Raw genomic sequence first — 19,151 nt, 5'->3', positions numbered from 1 at the left:
AATGAAAAAAGTAATTTCAACAGCCGCTATTGCAACGGCGCTATGTGCGGCCAGCACAGTGTCAGCAGAAACCATTGATATTGGTATTTTATATACCGATCAATCTGCAGCAGCTACCAGTAATATCAATACCAAAATTAATCAGCTTATTGCTTTTAGTAACCAGGTATACAGCCAAAATGGCGTTGACATTACGCTACGTTTAGTTGGGACTCAAAATTTAGGTGACTATGCAGTAACCCCTTCTGAAGATTGGTTAAATGCCGTCACAAATAGTAGTTACGTAGATGGTTTACGCAATGATTGGAAAGCCGACATGGTTGCCGTACTCGGTACAGGCCAAAGTGCAGGTAACGGTTTAATTTCATGTGGCTTAGCATGGGTTGGACAAGGCACAAATGGTAATTTATACAGCTCAATGAGCAGTCGCATGTACTCAATCACCGCAATCGATTGTGGAGCCACAACCTTTGTTCATGAGCTTGGTCATAACCAAGGTTTAGCGCATTCACGTAAGCAAGGCGATACAGCCGGTGGTGTATACGTTGATGGTATGGGGCACGGTGTACAAAATGAATTTGCCAGTATTATGGCCTACCCATTTGTATTTGGCAGTGCAACGCAGTACGACTATTTCTCAAACCCTAACTGGAGCGTAAACGGTATTCCATTTGGGGTGACCAATCAGTCGTACGCCATTCGTACCGTTACCGACACAAAAACCAGTATCGCTAACTTTAAATAAGCTCAATGCTGAATAATAAATGTATTCTCAAAATTCAGCTTAAATAACAATATCAGCATGGGTAAATTACCCATGCTAACCAATTAAGTTTCCCTTGCGGAGCGCCTCGGCGCTCTTTTTTAATGATTAATCATTTTCTGTTGTATGGCAGTGAGTAAGGTTTTACCATCGCTATCCACTTTACTCATTAGCTTTAAACCCATCACCTTAGCAAGCACAGGGTAAATATCTAAATTATTCACTCGCTCAATGCTCACCCCTTTTTTAAACGCCGGCCCGGTAGCAATAAATGTCGCTGCCATATCATCGGTATAGGCATAGCCATGCGTTCCTAAGTAAGGCACTTTAGCACTACTGCTAAATACCGCAGGCGCTGTCGTTTGTACCACAATATCGCCCACACGAGTGCCTTTATTATAGTGATATCCTGCAAGCTGCTCCTCTGTTAGTACCGTGTAGCGTCCTTTTGCTGCATGTTGTAAACGGGCTTTATAAGCCTCTACATCTGCATTTTTAGCATCGCTTTTAGTATAAATGAGTAATCGAGGACCGGTATTAACAACCATAAAATTATCATCTTTAGGTAAGCTGCTCACAACAATGCTCTGCTCAGGCTCAACTTGTGCCATACCATGATCAGACACAATCACCAGATTTACCTCTTGCTCTAACTTACTCAAGCGGGTTTTTAATTGCCCCATCAGCGCATCTAGCTGTTTAACGGCATCACGCGTTTGCACCGCATCAGGGCCATATTCATGCCCCATGCTATCGACTAACGAAAAATAACTCGCCACAAAACGTGGGCGCTGTGCTTTAGGTAAGCTTAACCATTGAATGATTTGATCAATTCGGTCTTGGTAGTCACCTTGTTTAGAGTAATGAAAATAATAGTCAGGCGTCATACCATTAAAGCGCGCATCCGACTCAGGCCAAAAGTATACCGCCGATTTAAGCCCATGCATTTTAACTAAATTCCACAGTGGCGTGCCGCGTACCCAGGTACTGTCTTTTTGTCCTTTCCCCATGCTGTAGCATTCATTATTGCGCGCTTTGTCACAAAACTTATTATCTACAATGCCATGGTTAACTGGCAGTAAACCGGTGATCACCGAAATATGATTTGGAAACGTTTTAGTAGGATAAACAGGCTGCATTTTTTGCGCTCTTACGCCTTGCTCACCCATTGCTTTTAAATTAGGCGCACCGTGCTTTTCAATGTAATCCCAACGCAAGCCATCAATAGAGATCATAACAACCGTTTGCTCTTTAGCGGCAAACGCACTATTCACACCCAATAAAAGGCAAAAACACATTACCTTAGTGATCCACAACTTCATTTTAAATACCTAGATGTATGTTAATTTTATAAAAAATAATACTAAAGCAAGTTGTTACTTTATGATACATGCTGATAAATTAAAGCAAACTATTAAAAATAAATAATCGTGCGTTTAAAAAGTGCTTAATTCACATAAAAAAGGATTACCATGATCAACTTCAGTAGCAAAGTAACCCCTGCACGTATGCAGCGCACCACTGCCAATTTACAAATGGCGCTTGAGAGCGATCGTGGCCGAATTATTAATAGTGCAGCCATTCGTCGGCTGCAACAAAAAACCCAAGTATTTCCGCTGGAGCGCAACGCGGCTGTGCGTTCGCGCCTAACTCACTCATTAGAAGTTCAGCAAGTTGGCCGCTTTATTGTGCAGCGCATCTTTGCCAATTTAAATTACCAGCAACAAAAAGAATATGGTTTATCGGGTTTAGAGCGCCCACTAGAAACCCTAGTAGAAATGGCCTGCCTAATGCACGATATAGGTAACCCGCCGTTTGGTCACTTTGGCGAAGCGGCTATTAATAATTGGTTTAATGCTAATTTAGCCAGCATTACGCCAGAGCGTTGCCAAACCACAAACAGCAGCATTGGCGTTATTTTTAAACATTTAGCCCAAGATATTTGCAGCTTTGAAGGCAACGCTCAAGGCATACGCATTATTCACTCTTTGCTGAGCCTAAATTTAACCTATAGCCAAACTGCCGCTATTTTAAAATACACCCGTCCAGCAAGTTTAGCGAAGCAAGATATTCCTCAAAATAAAAACTACATTATGAAAAAAGTGGGGTATTACTACAGTGAAAAAAGCTTTGTTGAAGCACTGCAAACTGAGCTGAAAATGGAGCCCTATTGCCGTCACCCTGCCAGTTATATTATGGAAGCCGCTGACGATATTTCTTATTGCCTTGCCGACATAGAAGACGCCGTAGAAAAAGACATTATCACCACACAGTTATTATGCGAGCAACTAAAAAAGCAGTATCAAAAAGCGCTAATTAACTTAGCCCTTAACGACACCCAACACCAAAGCTTTGTGGACGACGCCATAAACTACGCCATAGAACGAGCACAAGCACAGCCCTTTAATTTTAATAGTGAGTTTTTTATTTATTTACGCGTGTCATTACTGCACCCGCTAGTAAACCATGCCGCAAAACGCTTTATTGAAAACATAGAGCCAATTTATCATGGCGACTTTAACCATGCATTATTAGAAGATCGCAGCTACCTGCATGCAGCAACCCAAGCGCTCAAACAAGTCGCGCTTGAACATGTATTTTCGCACAAAGAAGTCGAAAAGCTCGAACTGCAAGGCTACCGTATTATTAATGGCCTACTCGATTGTTATAAACCTTTGCTGCTTTTGAGTAGCGATGACTTTAAACGTGCATTGCATGGCGACAACCGCTTATTAATAGAATCGAGACTCGTTAAAAAGCTCTCTAAAAAGCATTTAAGTAGCTATCAGCATGCCATAAATGCGATGCAAGAAGAGCCCGATCATTTTGCCGCCTATGAATTTTATTATCGCTGTCGGTTAATTCAAGACTACATTAGCGGTATGACCGACCAATTTGCTTACGACGAGTACCGAAGCTTAATGGTAATTGACTAGGGTCTGTTGACCTTTCAAGGTTAAATTTTCAGCAGTCTGTTTGGTATTTAGGCAAGGCAGAGCCTATGTGGTGTGGTTTTTCCCCATAAATAGGCGATAACGCAGCATCAATGCCAAACAGGCGCTGCCCTTCGGGTTCTGCCTAGGGGCGATTTACTCTTTGTTGCCTACATGGATGTAGGTAAGGGGCGTGAGCAGGACGCAGAAGCTTTGCTCGGTTTTTACTTAGCCCACTAGGTTACAAACCTCGCGCCGCGATTAAACCGCCCCTAGTTTGAACAAATTGTAATCCGCAAAGGTCAACAGACCCTAATTAACGCTAGGCGCTTCTAGATAATTTTTCACTTTACGCTTAAGATTAGGGCATTGATGCTTAACCACTTTTGAGTTTTATGAAACCGTTACTGAGTTGCTTACTTTTTTGTTTTGCTTTGTTATATAGTGCCAGCAGTGCCGCTTATAACGAAGCTATGTGTATTCTTATAAAACAAGAAATGCAGCAACACAGCAATAATAAAGCCAGCCGTAAATACCGTAATGCTGCGCGAGACTTTGAAAAAAACTGCAGTGATCCGCAAGCGGCACGCACTTTGCCAGTACCAAAGCCTAAACCGCAGCCGGTTATTGAACAATCGACCCCGGAGGTTGTAAAACCACAACAAACAGAACCCACTTTACAGCCAACGTTTCCAGACGCTGCAACTGAGCAAAGTGCAACTGGACCCCAAAATAATGTAATCGAACAAAGCGCCACTCAAACTATAGAGCAAGCTAAAAGAAATGCCCCAGTAGCATCAACCACAACAGCACCTGGTGAGTCACAAGTCAATGTAACAGCAGCGGCTGAACAAAGCGGCGCTTCTGAAAAAAATGCACAGCCCGGCAAAATACCGGCCAGTGAATTATCAAACACTGAGGAAAATACGCAACCAGAGGTAAAAAAAGCCACCGTTGAGCCTGCACAAACCGCCGTACCTATCACTATAAAAGCCAGCGAGCAAACAGCCGTTATTGCCTCTTCAATGCCCAAAGGGGCTAATATAATCTCGCTAGTATTACCAAGTGTGGCACTATTGTTAATTGTGGTAATTACGGTTGTGGTATTAATGCGCCTGCGCAATATTAAGCAAAATAAACAAGCGGCTGATACTGGCATACCATTGCAAATGCCCCTAAGTCACGACAATGATCAAACTCACAGTGTTGTTACTGAGCCGATGGTGACTGGCTCTGATCTGCAAAACTCAGCTGTCGAAAGCAAGGGTAAAGAGCCTGATTCTAGTCGAGTTAATACCGTGAAAATAAAGCCGGAGCCTAACACGGCAGAGTTTGAAGCAGCTGCTAAAGCAACCTTAGAGCGGATAAAAAATGCAACAGAGTTTGCCGAGCCACAAGTAAGAGATTTTGACCCCGAAGCCAAACAAACCAAAATTCAGCGTAATCCTATAAATCAGCCAATCAAAAAGGTACAACAAGAAGCGCCTATAAAGCCTTCACACAGCGCACCTGAACCCATTGTACCCCATCAGCCACAAGCTGATTTCCATCCTGCAAAAACGCAGCGTTCATCATTAAGCTCAACCACTGAACACGACTTTAAAGAGCCAGAAGTACGCACTTTCGATCCCGACGCGCCACTACCAACTAAAAAAATAAAAGTAATGCCTGAGCAAGTAAAGGTTGCCCCTGAAGAGCCAAGTAAGCCCGATAACTCACCACAAAGCAGCAATCCATTTGCTAATTTATCGCTTGATGAAAGCTGGGATCCAAATTCACCACAAAAACCAAAAATAGAAGAAAAAAAACGCGCGCCTAAATCACAAGCACTCATCGATGCAGAAGAACGCGCAAAAAACATGCAAACAAAAGAATAACGCGGTAACATAAAAATCTTAAAATAAGTCTGTAAAGCGACGGTATAGCCCTTAAGCCTACATTCAGTTAACGCCTTTAAAATAGCCTGTTTTTTAAGCAACGCTCAAAGCCGCTTTATATCCAAAAAGGGTATATTTAATAGAAGGAGAGACTTATACACATGCATGTTATGTTATCAGCTAAATTAAGATACCGTATTTATATCGCATCTTTTTTGCTGATGGCTTTTACCAGTCATTACACGCACGCAATTGAAGCAATACAACCCTCAAGCAAAGCGCCTAATCACCATGCTACTTTAAATATAAGTACAGGCGAATGGCCGCCTTTTTTAAGCGAATCGCTGCCTCACAAAGGCGTGGTTGCGCATTTAATTACCGATATATTTGCACAAGCTAACATTAAAGTTAACTTTACCTTTTTACCGTGGCCACGTGCTTACCACGACACCATTAATGATAAATACGCAGCCACTGCCGTATGGATGTTTGAACAACAACGTACTGAGGATTATTTTTACAGTGAGCCAGTGCTAAACGAGCGTTTTGTATTTTTTTATCATAAACAACGCCCTTTTGATTGGCAAAATCTAAACGATTTAAAAGGCTTATTACTCGGTGGTGGGCTTGCCTACAGTTACGGCAAAGACTTTGATAAAGCAGCCGATGAAGGCTTATTCGATATGTCGCGAGTAAGTACCACAGAGCAAAACTTTAAACGCTTAGCTATGGACAGAATCGACGCCTTTGCCGAAGAGCAAAGCGTAGGCTATTTCACATTAGCGAGTAAATTACCTGACCTATTCAGCGCTATTAATCACCACCCCAAAGCATTGTTGGTAAACCAAAGCTTTATGATGTTCCCTAAAAATAACCCACTCAGTGAACAGCGGCTTGAAATATTTAACCAGCAATTACTTAAATTTAAACAAAACGGCCGTTATCAAGCCTACTTTGATGCGTTAGATAATGGCGCTTATCAACCCACAAATAGCGCCCTGGCCGACTAACCTGTAGGCAGGGCTTTATGCAGCGCGCTTTATGTTTGGAACGCGGGTTTCGGGCTACGAGCTAGGTTTTAGGTTTTAGGTTCTAGTGTTTGCACAAGCTCGCTGCTCGTCACTCGAAGCCCGCAGCTTTCTCATTCGCTTCTCTGTGTTCAAACATGTTTTAAGTGATTTATTCACAAAGAGGCTATGAGACGCTGCGCTTTTAGAGGAAATAAAAAAGCCAAATATTATTCTGTAGCAGCAATTTTATATCGCGTATTTATAGGCTTTTGCATTTTACCCGCACCTCGTCGCTCGAAGCCCGTTGTCTTCTTTGTGTTCAAATAATTTTTAAGTAATTTATTCACAAAAAGATTATGAGACGCTGCGCTTTTAGAGGAAATAAAAAAGCCAAATATTATTCTGTAGCAGCAATTTTATATCGCGTATTTATAGGCTTTTGCATTTTACCCGCGCCTCGCCGCTCGAAGCCCGCTGCCTTCTCATTCCCGCTTTGAGGTTCATATAAGCGCCAATTAATAAATGACTACTTAATCAGTCATTAAACCAATAATGACTGCTTTATTAGCCTTTAACTTATAGAAGGTATTACGCTTTCTAAGCGTTTTATGTCAATATCACTGATATTAGCAAAACGTTTAAAGTGCGTTGGCCACTGGCGAGTATAGCTCTCAACCTCTGTAATTATTTTTGTTGCTTGAGCCTTGTTGAGGCCAAAGCGTTTGGCTTGCGACAGTAAATTATCGATACTAGCATATCGGCCATCATCACCAAGCCCTATGCCATGCTGCTTTGAGTTATTAATAGGGGTGATATCATAAGCGGGGCTCATACGCCACGTTTGGCCAGCAAAGTGATACAAAAATGCATGATTTCGGCTGTGATCATCAGTATTACCAATAAATACGTTAAATACCATTCGCTTGTAGAGCTCTGTAGCATCAGCAGCGAACTCACCTGTGTGGTGGCGAATAAATTCAGCCAATTCACCGTAGCTATAGTATGTTGCTAAGTCGCTTATCGCGACTTTTGGTTTTTGTAATAAGCTATTGGCGCTTAAAAAGTGATGAGTTGGTAAGTCATCGCTTACATCAAAACGTTCAACTAACAGAACATCACCATTTTCTGTTTCATGAATACGGGTATTTGCAGTGCGAATCCCCAATTCATTAGCCATACACATAGCGCCATGCTCAGCCCTAGCTAAATTAAACAAATCGTCTTGACGATTAAACTTTGCCAAATAAAGTTTTTGGTCAATTTTCACAGAGGTTTTAGGTCTTGCTCCCCCCATACTTTGGCCAAATTCAAAGGCTTTTTTTGCTTCTTGTGAAATCGTTTTATTGGCGAGCAAATCGTCCTTTGCTTGATCTAACAAAGCTAAATCGGCTAATGTATTTTTATTCGCTTTATGTTTTGATGCGCTGCGCGACAAACTAAATACCAAGGCGCCAACACCATACCCAGACCCTGCGAGTAAAAATTCTAGCTCATTTTTTGGTTTGGTATTATGTAGCGACAGTATAAGCTTACGCCCCCACGAATCAGCTCCCGCATCACTTAACACCCCAAACACACCTTTATTGGCAGAATAACTAACTATGCCAGGCTGTAATGGTAAATGCAGCGGATCGAGCGCAAACGCATCAGAGCGCGCAAGGTAACTTTTACCATAATTAAACTCACCTCGGCCTGTTTGTGTATTTAACTTAAAAAAACCACAAATTATGGGGCTGTCTTCTAAACCGTCAATAAATACATAAGCTTCAGAAGTCATCGTTAATCACCTGAGTTTTATTGCTTTTACGCTGTCTTGCATTATAACCGCCCACATCTGCGGCAAGCTCGTTAATTTCATCCAGCAATGAGCCTTGCAATTGAAGAACAACAAGGGCTTCAAACAATATATCGCTTTTTACTACCTCCCCTTGCTCAAGCTTTTGTATCGTGGAGCGAGATACACCAATCATCTTAGCGAACGTGCTCTGGGTATAAAGTAAAGTACGATGCTGGCGAATTAAATCACCCAATCGACGCGCCAGTTTTAATGCTTGTTCAGATCTCATAAATGACTACCTAATCGGTCATTAATATACTAATGATTAGTTTAGCGGTATTTAATATGATTGCAATATTATTTAAATAGATACGAAATGAGTTTCGAGCTTCGAGCTTCGAGCTTCGAGCTTCGAGCTTCGAGCTTCGAGCTTCGAGCTTCGAGCTTCGAGCAGCGAGCTTATAGTGCCTAGTCCCTTTTGCATTACCTCTTCAGCGCAGCGCTTCATAACCTCTTTGTGAATAAATCACTTAAAACCATATATGCACAAAGAGAAGACAGCGGGTTTCGAGCAGCGAGCGACGGGCTATAAATTCAGACTAGGCCCTAGCGCCTTTAACCTAAAATCTTTTACCTATTCCCACCGTAGGCGTTAAGCTTGATGACGCGAAAAGCTCAAAGCCCGATTCCCGCCACTCGATACTCGTCACCTTTATTTATAAATGTCGCGTTAGCGAGTGCCGACCGCCCCGAGGCTCACACTCCCCACTCCAATGAAGTACACACGATAAATTAAACTTGCTCAATCGCGACTAATTTATTTACTTCTACCGGTTTTGCTAACGCTGTTTCATAAAATGCAAACACCTTTTTTACGTAAGGCTGTGAATAATGCGTATCCAAAGCAGCTTGCGACGTAAATTGTTCGACTAAAAACAAGCATGTTTGCTCACTATTGCTGTATAGCTCAAATCGAATACAGCCAACCTCAGCCTGTGTAGGCTTTAAAATTTGCTGTAAACGCCCTTTACAGTCATCAAATAATGAAGCTTGAGGTGTTATTTTTGCCACTATATTAATCATCTTTCATCCTTATTAATTAATTTAATAACCACAGCACGAATTGGCGGTGCTACGGTAAAGGCCACTAAAAAAGCCGCAGGCCAGGCATTAATGAATGCAGTTAGCCAACTTTGCACAAAGGTATCGCTTAAACCTAAATTAACGTAGGTCACCCATGCAGATAGTAAAAACGACATCATGAACGAAAATGCCAATGTAAATATAAAATGAATTTTCATCTTTCCTCCTTGGCGTTACTATATTCAAAAGCTTGGAGCCTCCATACTCACAAAAATGCAAACTAAGATTGAGAAACAGAAATGCTTGATGACATTCATTTATTTATAGAGGTAGCTAGGCGTAAAAGTATGAGCCAAACGGCAAAAGATTTAGGCTTAAATTTATCGACGCTATCGCGACGTATTCAAGCACTGGAAACCAAATTAACAGAGCCATTATTGCAACGTACAGCACGAGGAATCGTGCTAACAGCAAAAGGAGATCAGCTCTATACATCGCTTGCAGATTCAATGTTAGCGCTTAATAATCAAATAACTGCTCTTAATTGTGATAGCAATAGCAGCAATACTTTTTATTTATTATGCCCACAGAACATCATTGCAGATCTGCTTATGCCTGCGCTAAATACATTTATAAAAGATAATCCTTCGCTCAATTTTCACATATCACCGAGTAATGCCAATAGTCAGTTGAGCCAACAACGCTTTGACCTCGCTATTCGCATTGGTCAACAACAAGACTCAAGTTATTATCAAAAACGCTTAGGCGCTATTGCAGTTAAGCTGGTCAGTAAAAAAAGTGCACCGCAAACTCGCCTAATTTTACCTTACACTCAAACTCAGTTACCAACAGGCATGCTTAACAAACTAACAGAACTCTACAGCGATATAAGTTATTGCTTTGATATAACAATAGCCCGAAAAATGGTTGAAGAAGGAAATGGGGTTGGTTTATTACCTATGAGTGAAATTAGTTGTATTACTAACAAACAAGCTTTTGACTATATTGAATTTCAGCCTGCTTTTGCAAACAGGCCTATTTATGCCCTATGGCATAACACACGCCAGCCAAGTAAAACGGCAAGTCAGTTAATTACTTTAATACAGGGCGTAATTGAGCAAACGCCATGCTTACAGGGTGATATTATTAAGTTAGGTTAAGGGATTATTTATGCTGTAGGCGTGCAGCTTTTGTGTTGTCGGTTTAAGTTTCTACCCGGCTTGATTTTACAGCAAGTATAAAAATGAATAAATTTATGAAAAAGACTTTTGAAAATATATACGATAGACAACCTCTAACAAAAGAAGTTTTCTAATGCCTATATTAGAAATACTATTATACAGCAGCATCTTTTTCTTTTTTTATCTTATGATAATGGCTGTTTTATTCCCCCGTGTTTCAATTAAATACATTGATAATAAAATGATACAAGATGGAATTAGCTCACCAAGCTGGGATAAAGGAATCGGGGCAAGTGCGCCATTTTACGCTATGGCTATTTTTTGTAAAAGAGCACGAAAACCAACACCACTATTTGATGGCAGCCATGTTGCAAAGTATGCAAGACCAATAGACAAGTTTTTAGCTTTCTTGCACCTTATCTCTATTACAGGCTTTTTGTTGAGTATATTTTCTATGATGATTTTAGAGGCTTTTTTTTACTAGGCCTACAAATTATTTGTAGATGTCGCGTTGGCGACGGCAACCAAAGAGAAGTAACCGCCGACTTCTCTTTGGAATCACTCGGCGCCCCGAGGATCACACTGCTTCCTCAATTTAAGTTAATGATATGAACGTAAACGCGATGAAACACGTCCGTGTGTAAGCATCACTTAACGCGCATCCATGCGCTGCTATTACTCATCATTAATTCAATTTCGGGTGTGATCACGGGGGAGTTGACTTAACAGCTCCCTTTAAATTTTACCGAAGGCGTTAAGCTTGCTAACGCGAAAAGCGCTCGAAGCTCGATGCCTTTATTTATAAATGTCGCGTTGGCGACGGCAACCAAGGGGCAGATACCGCCGACCGCCCCTTGGAACCCCACGGCGCCCCGAGGATCACACTATTTTCTCAATTTAAATTAATGATATGAACGTAAATGCTGTGTATTCGCCGTCCATGGCGAAGTCACAGCTTAACGCGCATCCATGCGCTGTTATTACTCATCATTAATTTAATTTCGGGTGTGATCACGGGGAAATTGTCTTGGCAGCGGTCTTTAATTCAAAAATGAGTTAATGCTTGTTTACATTGCATTTTTTAGTAAACTAAATGCTCGCAAACAGGGAGCGATTTAATGCAACAAATTGGTATTTACGAGCAGTTAATTACACAAGTAATTGAGCAGAACTTAAATCGTGACCAATTTTATGTGGGCGAACGCCAACTAGAATCGGCTGAAGCGGCAACATGGCTTTCGCGCTTTTTAGGTAAACTTGTTGAACATGCAATTGATGCAATCCCTAATTCAAGCGAGCGTTTGCAAGAGCAAATTAACCTCGCAAACAGCCTTGTGCTTTGGCTTAAAGATCATATTCGCGATGACGAGCTGATCAACGAAAACCTTATCGACAGCCAAGGCCGTATTCTTACTGCACTGTTTAATACCCAAAACCCCATTGCTGCAAATCTTAAAGATTACTCACACGATATATTCCCGTTAACAGGGCTTACCCAAAGCGAATTATTCAGCGGCGCAAATGCGGGGATATCGCTCGAAACCGAGCTAAAACGCGAGATTAAATCGTCCGACACTATTTACTGGCTTGTATCATTTATAAAATGGACGGGTCTGCGCATATTTAAAAATGAGCTTGAAGCGTTTACTAAAAGCGGCAATAAACTCAAAGTAATTACCACCTCGTACATGGGTGCAACGGATGCTAAAGCGGTTGAGTTTTTAGCAAGCCTGCCAAATACCGAGGTAAAGCTTAGTTACAACAATCAGCAAGAGCGCTTACATGCAAAGTCATACTTGTTTATGCGTAATACAGGTTTTCATACCGGTTATATTGGCTCGTCTAATTTGTCGCATTCGGCGCTTACCAGCGGCCTTGAGTGGAACTTAAAAATTACCGCTCAAGAAATACCACACATCATAGCTAAAACCAAAAGTACCTTCGAAACCTATTGGCAATCGCCAGATTTCGAGCTATTTACAGGCAAAGCTGAATGTAAAGAAAAGCTCATTAATTCACTCAAGGAACAACGCGGTGTTGGCCAAGCAAGCAGCCAGTTTTATTTTGATATAACACCAAAAACCCATCAGCTCGCTATTTTAGAAAAACTAAGCGTTGAGCGTAGCGTTCATGATCGCTTTAAAAATTTAGTGGTTGCCGCAACGGGCACGGGTAAAACAATAATATCGGCGTTCGACTTTAAAACCGTTTACGATAAAAACCCAAACGCCCACTTTTTGTTTGTAGCCCACCGTGAAGAAATACTTAAACAAGCGCAAAGCGCTTATCGTGGCGTGCTTAAAAATAACGACTTTGGTGAGCTGTGGGTAGGTAACTACAAACCACAGCGCTACAACCAATTATTTGCGTCTATCCAAACATTAAACAGCCAAATTGAATCGCTCAACTTAACAAGTGATTACTACGACTTCATAGTAATAGACGAAGTCCATCACGTAAGCGCTGCAAGTTATCGCGCTATATTAAATCACTTTACGCCCACAATATTACTTGGCTTAACTGCTACACCAGAGCGACAAGATGGCGCAAATATACTCGATGATTTTTGTGGGGTAATAGCCGCTGAAATTCGCTTGCCAGAGGCAATAAACCAACGCCACTTATGCCCGTTTCAATACTTTGGAGTAGATGATGACACCGACCTAAGCCAAATAACATGGCGTGGTGGCCGTTACGATATAAGCGAATTAAGTAACCTTTATACAGGGGAGAACAGCCGCGCTAACAAAATTATATCCAGTCTTGCTGATATAGTGACTAATGTTCACGATATAAAAGCGCTGGCATTTTGCGTAAGCCAAAAACACGCAGAGTTTATGGCATCTAAGTTTAACTTAGCAGGCATAAACGCCGATGTGCTGACCAGTAAAAACACCAATGAACGCGCGGCCAAACAACAAGCGCTGCGCCAAGGCGAAATACAAATACTTTGCGTGGTTGATATTTTTAACGAAGGGGTCGATATTCCAGAGGTTGATACCCTGTTATTTTTACGCCCAACGGAAAGCCTAACGCTGTTTTTACAGCAACTCGGCCGTGGTTTGCGACTGTCCGACAACAGTCAAAAGCAATGCTGTACCGTACTCGACTTTGTCGGTAATGCCCGCCCAGAATACGACTTTGCCAGTAAGTTCCGCGCATTAATTGGTAAAAGTAATCAACCAATTAAAACCGAGATCGAAAACAACTTCCCACATTTACCGCTGGGTTGCCGTATTGAGCTGCAAAAACGTACACAACAAACAATTCTAAAAAACATTCAGCAAGCCATAAACACTAAACGCCGTTTACAGCAGCTGATAAATAGCTATTCGCAACATACCAATGACACGCTAACGCTAAGTAATTTTTTACGCATAAACCCACAAGTCACGCTTGAAGATATATACAAACCAAAAGATAAAAAGCTCGGCGGCTGGCACTGGTTAAAAGGCGATGAAATCCCTGCCGAGCAAGCCGATATTTACGCCGCGTATTATCGCGCAATCAACACCCAATTACTCGGCTGCGACTCGCTCAGTTACTTATGCTTTTTACGTGATTTATGTAACAACGACTTTAGTTTTACGCCAACAGCGCAAAACCAACAGTACGCGCTTATGGCGCATTATAACTTTTGGGATGCCAAAGGTACGAGTTTAGGGTTTAAAACCCTTAAACATAGCTTACAGGCACTTAAACACAAAGAACTACAACAGGAACTTGCGCAAGTGATTGCGCTTTTAATAAACCGCATTCACCAGCAAGAAAGCGATTTAACTTGCTTACCAAACTACGCAATAAAATTACACAGCCGCTACACACGCCAACAAATACTCGCAGCATTTGGCGCTCACACGTTTGAGCAAAAGTCATCAGCTCGTGAGGGTGTTCTTGTATTTAACGACCAAAACCTAGAACTGTTATTTGTAACACTCAACAAGTGCGAAAAAACCTACTCGCCCACTACGCTATATCACGACTATGCAATTAGCCCCACCCTGTTTCATTGGCAAACGCAAAACAGCGCCCGCCCAGAACACGGCCGTGGCCTTAGTTATATAAAGCACCAAAAAACAGGCAAAACCATCCTGTTATTTGTGCGCGAACAAGGCAAAGACGAAAACGGCCGAACCATGGGGTTTGTAAACTATGGCGAGGTTAAATACCAAAACCACAACGGCAGCCAGCCGATGAATATAACGTGGGAATTAACCAACCCCATGCCAAGTGAAATGTGGCATGAGGCAGGGAAATTAGCGGTTGGGTGATAATTTTAAACTAAGGAATTCGATGAAACCTTTAATATCAAATTATAAAGTAGATTTTAACGAGATTAGACGCCTAGCTCTCATATGCCATGGTTTAGATCTCACAACAAACTCATTTTCTAAAGGTGAGTCAGAAATAGTTTTATCTGAAAACCTAGAAAACTCATTGCAGCTCTTAATTTCGAGTAATTTATTGAACTTGGCCATCGCAATAAGAGTTAATATTTATCAATCAAATATAAGCAGCCCCCACTTTAAGATTAAAGAGGGGGCAACAATCTATTATGACGATGCATCTCCTTTAATAGAATCACCCGCAACCCTCAAGCAAGTATGCGATAAAATAATTCATGCAGATACAGTTGAGAAACTCATTTATCCAAAAGAATTAGTTCCTGTAGATTGCAAAGTAACTCTACAGTTAAAAGGGAAAGAACGTAATAGAAAATGGACTCTAAACTTGGTTCTCGAGATATTTACAGAACAGCTATTAAAAACATTAGACAATTTAGAAACTAAAATAAATCATTAAATTACAAACCCAACCCAACAAAAAATTAACGTGTAAACACATGAAACTTACAATGTTTCATATGGAGATCATAAATGGAAGATTCTTTGCTAAGAGTTTTAAAGAAGTTTTTACTTGTTGTTATAGGTTCTGGCTTATTAAGCAATGCACTATATATACATGGTTTAGCTTATTATGAGGGCTATATTGATAGACTTGGATTTGAATATAGCTTTTTCCCTTTACCTAGTACTGATGTACTGTTTTGGACTTATTATGCAAGTAGAGAACTAGGCGCTAGTTCCATAGTTGCAATAACCCAATTTAAACTTCCAATACTATTAATTACAGTAATAAGTGTGTACCTACTATCACGAATCTGGATGGAATCTTCAAAGAAAAAAGTTAATAGCCAGCTAAAGGCTCCAAAGAAAAACAATATTAAGCTATTCAAAAAAATATATAGGTTCAAAGTTAAACATAAATTAATATTCTACTCAGTATATATTCCAATCAGATGGTTGATTCTAAAAGAGCAATCGTTAATTGCATTTTTTGCCTCTTATTTCTTTTTAGTTTTTTTACTTTTCCTTCCTGTTTTCTTATTTATTTGGGTTTATTTTCCTATGATTGGCTTTGAACACGGAAAAAGTGTCGCTGAGTCAAGAATTGAGTTTTATAAAGGTAATCTTTGTGGTGATAGAAATGATTATTGGAGTGAATGTGTAACCTTTAAAACAAAGCATCTTAAAAGTTATAATTCACCGGACCAAGTGATTGGCCGCCTAATATTAAAAAAAGGTAATTTTGTAGGTGTATATACAAAAAAAGGGCCTGTAGTCTTTACATTGCCTACAAATTATTATTTAGAAACAACAAAAAACATCAACTTTAAAAAACCTGAAATTGAATAAATATTATCTCTTAGAACAATCCCCGTGATCACAGCTGAAACTGAGTTAATGATGAGTAATTTACAGCATGGATGCTGTAAAAAGCGTAGCTTGGCTATGGATGGCCTATCTACGCTGGTTAAGTTCACATCATTCACGTAAGTTGAAGATAAAGTGTGATCCTCGGGTGCGCCGTGGGATTCCAAAGGGCGGTCGGCGGCAGCCGCCCTTTGGTTGCCATCGCCAACGCGATAAAACCTCGAATAGAGGTTATTAAATCCCTTTTCCCAAAACCATGTAAAAATCACGGCTCAAGCCAATTCCTACGCTTTAAAAGCGCGAGGTAAACTCCCGCCTACGGCACATCCTACAAATTTAAAAGCTGCGCTTTTCGCGTGAGCAAGCTCTGCGCCTACAAGCTAAAACGCGACTATAAACTACTCTGCAACCACTTGTTTAAACCGTGCGAATGTTCGCATGCTTTCATCTGCAATCATTACTTCGTAATCTGGGTTTTGAGCAATTAGCTCATATTGCCCGTTAGGTAATTTATTAACCTTACGCAGTAAATACTGCCCTTCCCCGCCTATATCATCTCGTTCTATTGCCACTATTTGGCCGCGTAGCGATCCTGCTTTATCGGAAGTTATAAGCTCAAGTAGCAGTAAATCACCATCAAGTATTGGGTGTTTACCGCCATTCATAGAATTACCCGATGCGTGCGCTAAAAAATGCACTTGCGGGTCGAGCTTGCCCGCGCCAAGTGGCGCGTCCATCAATTCCATATCGCTTTCATCCCCTGTTTTAAAATGCCCACAGGCTATTTTTATATTGGGGAAATACGGCAGCTTTAATGCGTTATCAATTGATTTTAAACTAACCTCAGGCTTAGCAACTTGATTTAACTCCGGTTGGGATGCATTTGGGAACGTAAACAACTCAGCAGTTGGTTTTGCTTGTTCGAAACTGTTTTTGCCAAGCCATAATTTAGCACTGCTTGATTCGGCAACCTGATACGCCCAGTTGCTTACTGCAAGCGATTTATCTGCATCGCAATAAAAGTAAGGTTGCAGTTTATTAGTTATTTCGGCTTTGTGAATATCAAGGTTTTGTTCTAGCCAGCGGTCGCGGTGAACAAAAGCTGCGAGGTGGTCTCGCTTATTATTATTACAATCAGCATGCGCAGCAACAAAGTTATGTGCCAAGTCGTTTGGGTAGCGCTTAAAAGGAATAAAGTGGTCGATCTGTGGTGTTTTTTTGGGTTCTTTTTCGTTTTTTAAATTCATTGGCTTTTGGCAGTAAAAGCAAAGCCCGTTTTGAATATCTATTAATAGTGGAGTGACCACTTTTAACGCAGCTCTATTACTGCCAAACAAGAACTCTTGAAGCTGGCTTTGCGATCCTAATAGTGTTTGGTTCGCTTTTATAGTTTGTACTTTTTCTATCCATTCAGTAACACTAAGATGCACAACTAAATCGTAAAAACGCCTAAAACACTGAGCTATACCAGCATTTAAAACAATTCGCTTGGGCTCTCTGCCTTTACCTAAAAGTATATGGGGGTATAAAAAACACTCTGCTTTACCCGAAAGTAACTGTAACCGCCAAAGAGGGCCCTTAGTGAATGTTTCTCTTAAAGATCGAATTACGTTGCTATATTGCTGACAATTTTTAAACGCGTTATAGCTTTTAACACCCGAATTTTGTAGCTTAAATATTTCGGTGATGAACTTTGCCTGTCCTTGGCTATTTTGCTTTAACAGCATGTCTTCAGTATTAGTAATAATATCGGTAGAGTGCGCAGCGTAAGGCATTGAGTGGTTCCAATAAAGTTGAATAAATTTATCGACTAACGTGTCGATTTTTATTTCCATTGGAGCACTCTGATCTTCATTTTGCTGTTCTACGCAGATATCAGCAATAGCATGTAATAGTGCATATTTATAAGTTGCGGTGAATTCGCCCTCAACCAGCATGCGCTGAATATAGGCGATAAAGTCGAGTTGCTGCTGCATTGCGCCAATCATAAAACGGGCACTGCTTTAATTAGGGCATTGAGCCACACTTCACTTTCGCGCTCTGGGCGTTGATCAACCGTTTGCCATTGTTTTAGTATTTTAAGCTCGGTGTGATGGGTAATTAGCGCGGTTAGGCCATCTTCATTTAAATCGGTAAATTCGCGGCCATTATGCACGCGTTCTTGCGTGCCGTATTTAAACGATACATACAAAACACCGTTTGGTTTTAGGGCATTTTGCAGTTTTAAAAACACCTGCGGTAACTCTACTTTTGGAACGTGCAATAAGCTGGCGCAACACCAAATGCCATCGTACTTATTAGTACAATTAAGTTGCTGAAAGGTTTTAACCTCAACGGCTTGCTGTAAGTAATTACTGGCTAACTTTGCAAGCTCGGGACTTGCGTCAAATGCGCTAACAGTAAAATCTTGCTGTTTAAAATACATGGCATCGCGGGCACTACCGCAGCCAGCATCTAGAATATGGCCGTGTTTAGGGATAAGCGGTAAAAACTCAGCGTAAAGCGCCGACATATCAACATTAAGCGTTGAGTCGCTAAAGCTTTGTGCGTTTTGGTTGTAGTAACTGAGTGTTTTAGTAGGCACTAAATTCACCGCTCCTTGGTTTATTTATTAATCTGGCATTCATTTATAACTAATCTACAGTATCAACATTTAAAAATATAGAGCTACGGCAATATATACGCCCTAAGTAGTATGTTTTTATTACAAAAAAATACAGTTTAACCTTATAAATCCATGTTATTTACACTTTTACCTAATAGCTCTACACCTTTGAAAAGATTTAGGTTGTATAAAAAACACGCGCAGCTGT

General features: G+C 40.8%; 16 protein-coding genes. 9 read left to right on the top strand and 7 right to left on the bottom strand.

From position 1 onward, the window contains the following. Nucleotide 1 precedes the first annotated feature (1 nt). Nucleotides 2–745 (top strand): zinc-dependent metalloprotease family protein, encoded by a 744-nt coding sequence (locus AAGD16_RS15560; RefSeq protein WP_024602595.1) that lies wholly within the window; start codon nt 2–4, stop codon nt 743–745. Between the two features lie 119 nt (nt 746–864). On the opposite strand, the gene AAGD16_RS15555 is transcribed toward AAGD16_RS15560, so the two are convergent. Next, nucleotides 865–2,085, bottom strand: a complete 1,221-nt coding sequence (locus tag AAGD16_RS15555) for an alkaline phosphatase family protein (protein WP_377114935.1) — start codon at nt 2,083–2,085, stop codon at nt 865–867. Between the two features lie 150 nt (nt 2,086–2,235). Between AAGD16_RS15555 and dgt the strand changes: the two genes are divergently transcribed. From dgt to AAGD16_RS15540, 3 genes are all read left to right on the top strand, one after another. Next, entirely contained in the window at nt 2,236–3,699 is a 1,464-nt protein-coding gene (dgt, locus tag AAGD16_RS15550; RefSeq protein WP_016899096.1) for a dGTPase, read from the top strand. Nucleotides 3,700–4,091: 392 nt separating this feature from the next. Then, a complete protein-coding gene (locus AAGD16_RS15545) occupies nt 4,092–5,573 on the top strand; it encodes a hypothetical protein (protein WP_377114932.1) in 1,482 nt (493 codons plus the stop codon). Between the two features lie 161 nt (nt 5,574–5,734). Then, nucleotides 5,735–6,583: a substrate-binding periplasmic protein gene (locus AAGD16_RS15540; RefSeq protein ID WP_377114930.1), complete on the top strand. Its 849-nt coding sequence runs from the start codon at nt 5,735–5,737 to the stop codon at nt 6,581–6,583. Between the two features lie 571 nt (nt 6,584–7,154). Here AAGD16_RS15540 and AAGD16_RS15535 read toward each other — a convergent pair. The 4 genes from AAGD16_RS15535 to AAGD16_RS15520 all read right to left on the bottom strand — a co-directional run bounded on the left by AAGD16_RS15535 (nt 7,155) and on the right by AAGD16_RS15520 (nt 9,661). Continuing rightward, nucleotides 7,155–8,360, bottom strand: a complete 1,206-nt coding sequence (locus AAGD16_RS15535; protein ID WP_377114927.1) for a type II toxin-antitoxin system HipA family toxin — start codon at nt 8,358–8,360, stop codon at nt 7,155–7,157. After that, the gene (locus tag AAGD16_RS15530) at nt 8,350–8,649 is read right to left on the bottom strand and encodes a multiprotein-bridging factor 1 family protein (RefSeq protein WP_377114924.1); all 300 of its coding nucleotides are present in this window, start codon (nt 8,647–8,649) and stop codon (nt 8,350–8,352) included. The genes AAGD16_RS15535 and AAGD16_RS15530 overlap by 11 nt, the downstream gene beginning before the upstream one ends. 503 nt (nt 8,650–9,152) lie before the next feature. Next, nucleotides 9,153–9,443, bottom strand: coding sequence for a putative quinol monooxygenase (locus AAGD16_RS15525; RefSeq protein WP_377114921.1), 291 nt, complete (start codon nt 9,441–9,443; stop codon nt 9,153–9,155). Next, a complete protein-coding gene (locus tag AAGD16_RS15520; RefSeq protein ID WP_377114918.1) occupies nt 9,440–9,661 on the bottom strand; it encodes a DUF2798 domain-containing protein in 222 nt (73 codons plus the stop codon). The genes AAGD16_RS15525 and AAGD16_RS15520 overlap by 4 nt, the downstream gene beginning before the upstream one ends. Before the next feature lie 81 nt (nt 9,662–9,742). Here AAGD16_RS15520 and AAGD16_RS15515 point away from each other — a divergent pair, with 81 nt between their 5' ends. The 5 genes from AAGD16_RS15515 to AAGD16_RS15495 all read left to right on the top strand — a co-directional run bounded on the left by AAGD16_RS15515 (nt 9,743) and on the right by AAGD16_RS15495 (nt 16,320). After that, a complete protein-coding gene (locus tag AAGD16_RS15515; protein WP_377114915.1) occupies nt 9,743–10,603 on the top strand; it encodes a LysR family transcriptional regulator in 861 nt (286 codons plus the stop codon). Between the two features lie 154 nt (nt 10,604–10,757). Continuing rightward, a complete protein-coding gene (locus tag AAGD16_RS15510; RefSeq protein ID WP_377114912.1) occupies nt 10,758–11,108 on the top strand; it encodes a hypothetical protein in 351 nt (116 codons plus the stop codon). A 634-nt stretch (nt 11,109–11,742) separates the two neighbouring features. Continuing rightward, nucleotides 11,743–14,895 (top strand): DUF3427 domain-containing protein, encoded by a 3,153-nt coding sequence (locus AAGD16_RS15505; protein WP_377114909.1) that lies wholly within the window; start codon nt 11,743–11,745, stop codon nt 14,893–14,895. Between the two features lie 22 nt (nt 14,896–14,917). Further along, nucleotides 14,918–15,427 (top strand): hypothetical protein, encoded by a 510-nt coding sequence (locus tag AAGD16_RS15500; RefSeq protein WP_377114906.1) that lies wholly within the window; start codon nt 14,918–14,920, stop codon nt 15,425–15,427. Between the two features lie 74 nt (nt 15,428–15,501). Next, nucleotides 15,502–16,320 carry a hypothetical protein gene (locus AAGD16_RS15495; RefSeq protein WP_377114903.1) on the top strand — a complete coding sequence of 273 codons (819 nt, stop codon included), beginning with the start codon at nt 15,502–15,504 and terminating at the stop codon, nt 16,318–16,320. Between the two features lie 416 nt (nt 16,321–16,736). Here AAGD16_RS15495 and AAGD16_RS15490 read toward each other — a convergent pair whose 3' ends face one another. Together AAGD16_RS15490 and AAGD16_RS15485 are read right to left on the bottom strand one after the other, a co-directional pair. After that, complete coding sequence (locus AAGD16_RS15490) at nt 16,737–18,326, bottom strand: S24 family peptidase (RefSeq protein ID WP_377114900.1); 1,590 nt, start codon at nt 18,324–18,326, stop codon at nt 16,737–16,739. After that, the gene (locus AAGD16_RS15485) at nt 18,323–18,922 is read right to left on the bottom strand and encodes a class I SAM-dependent methyltransferase (RefSeq protein ID WP_377114897.1); all 600 of its coding nucleotides are present in this window, start codon (nt 18,920–18,922) and stop codon (nt 18,323–18,325) included. Before AAGD16_RS15485 ends, AAGD16_RS15490 begins: the two co-directional genes overlap by 4 nt. Between the last annotated feature and the right edge of the window lie 229 nt (nt 18,923–19,151).

Source organism: Pseudoalteromonas sp. M58 (genome assembly GCF_042604605.1).
Classification (GTDB): domain Bacteria; phylum Pseudomonadota; class Gammaproteobacteria; order Enterobacterales; family Alteromonadaceae; genus Pseudoalteromonas; species Pseudoalteromonas tetraodonis.
Note: the sequence above shows the minus strand (reverse complement) of the source record. Positions and strands in the feature narration are given on the sequence as shown.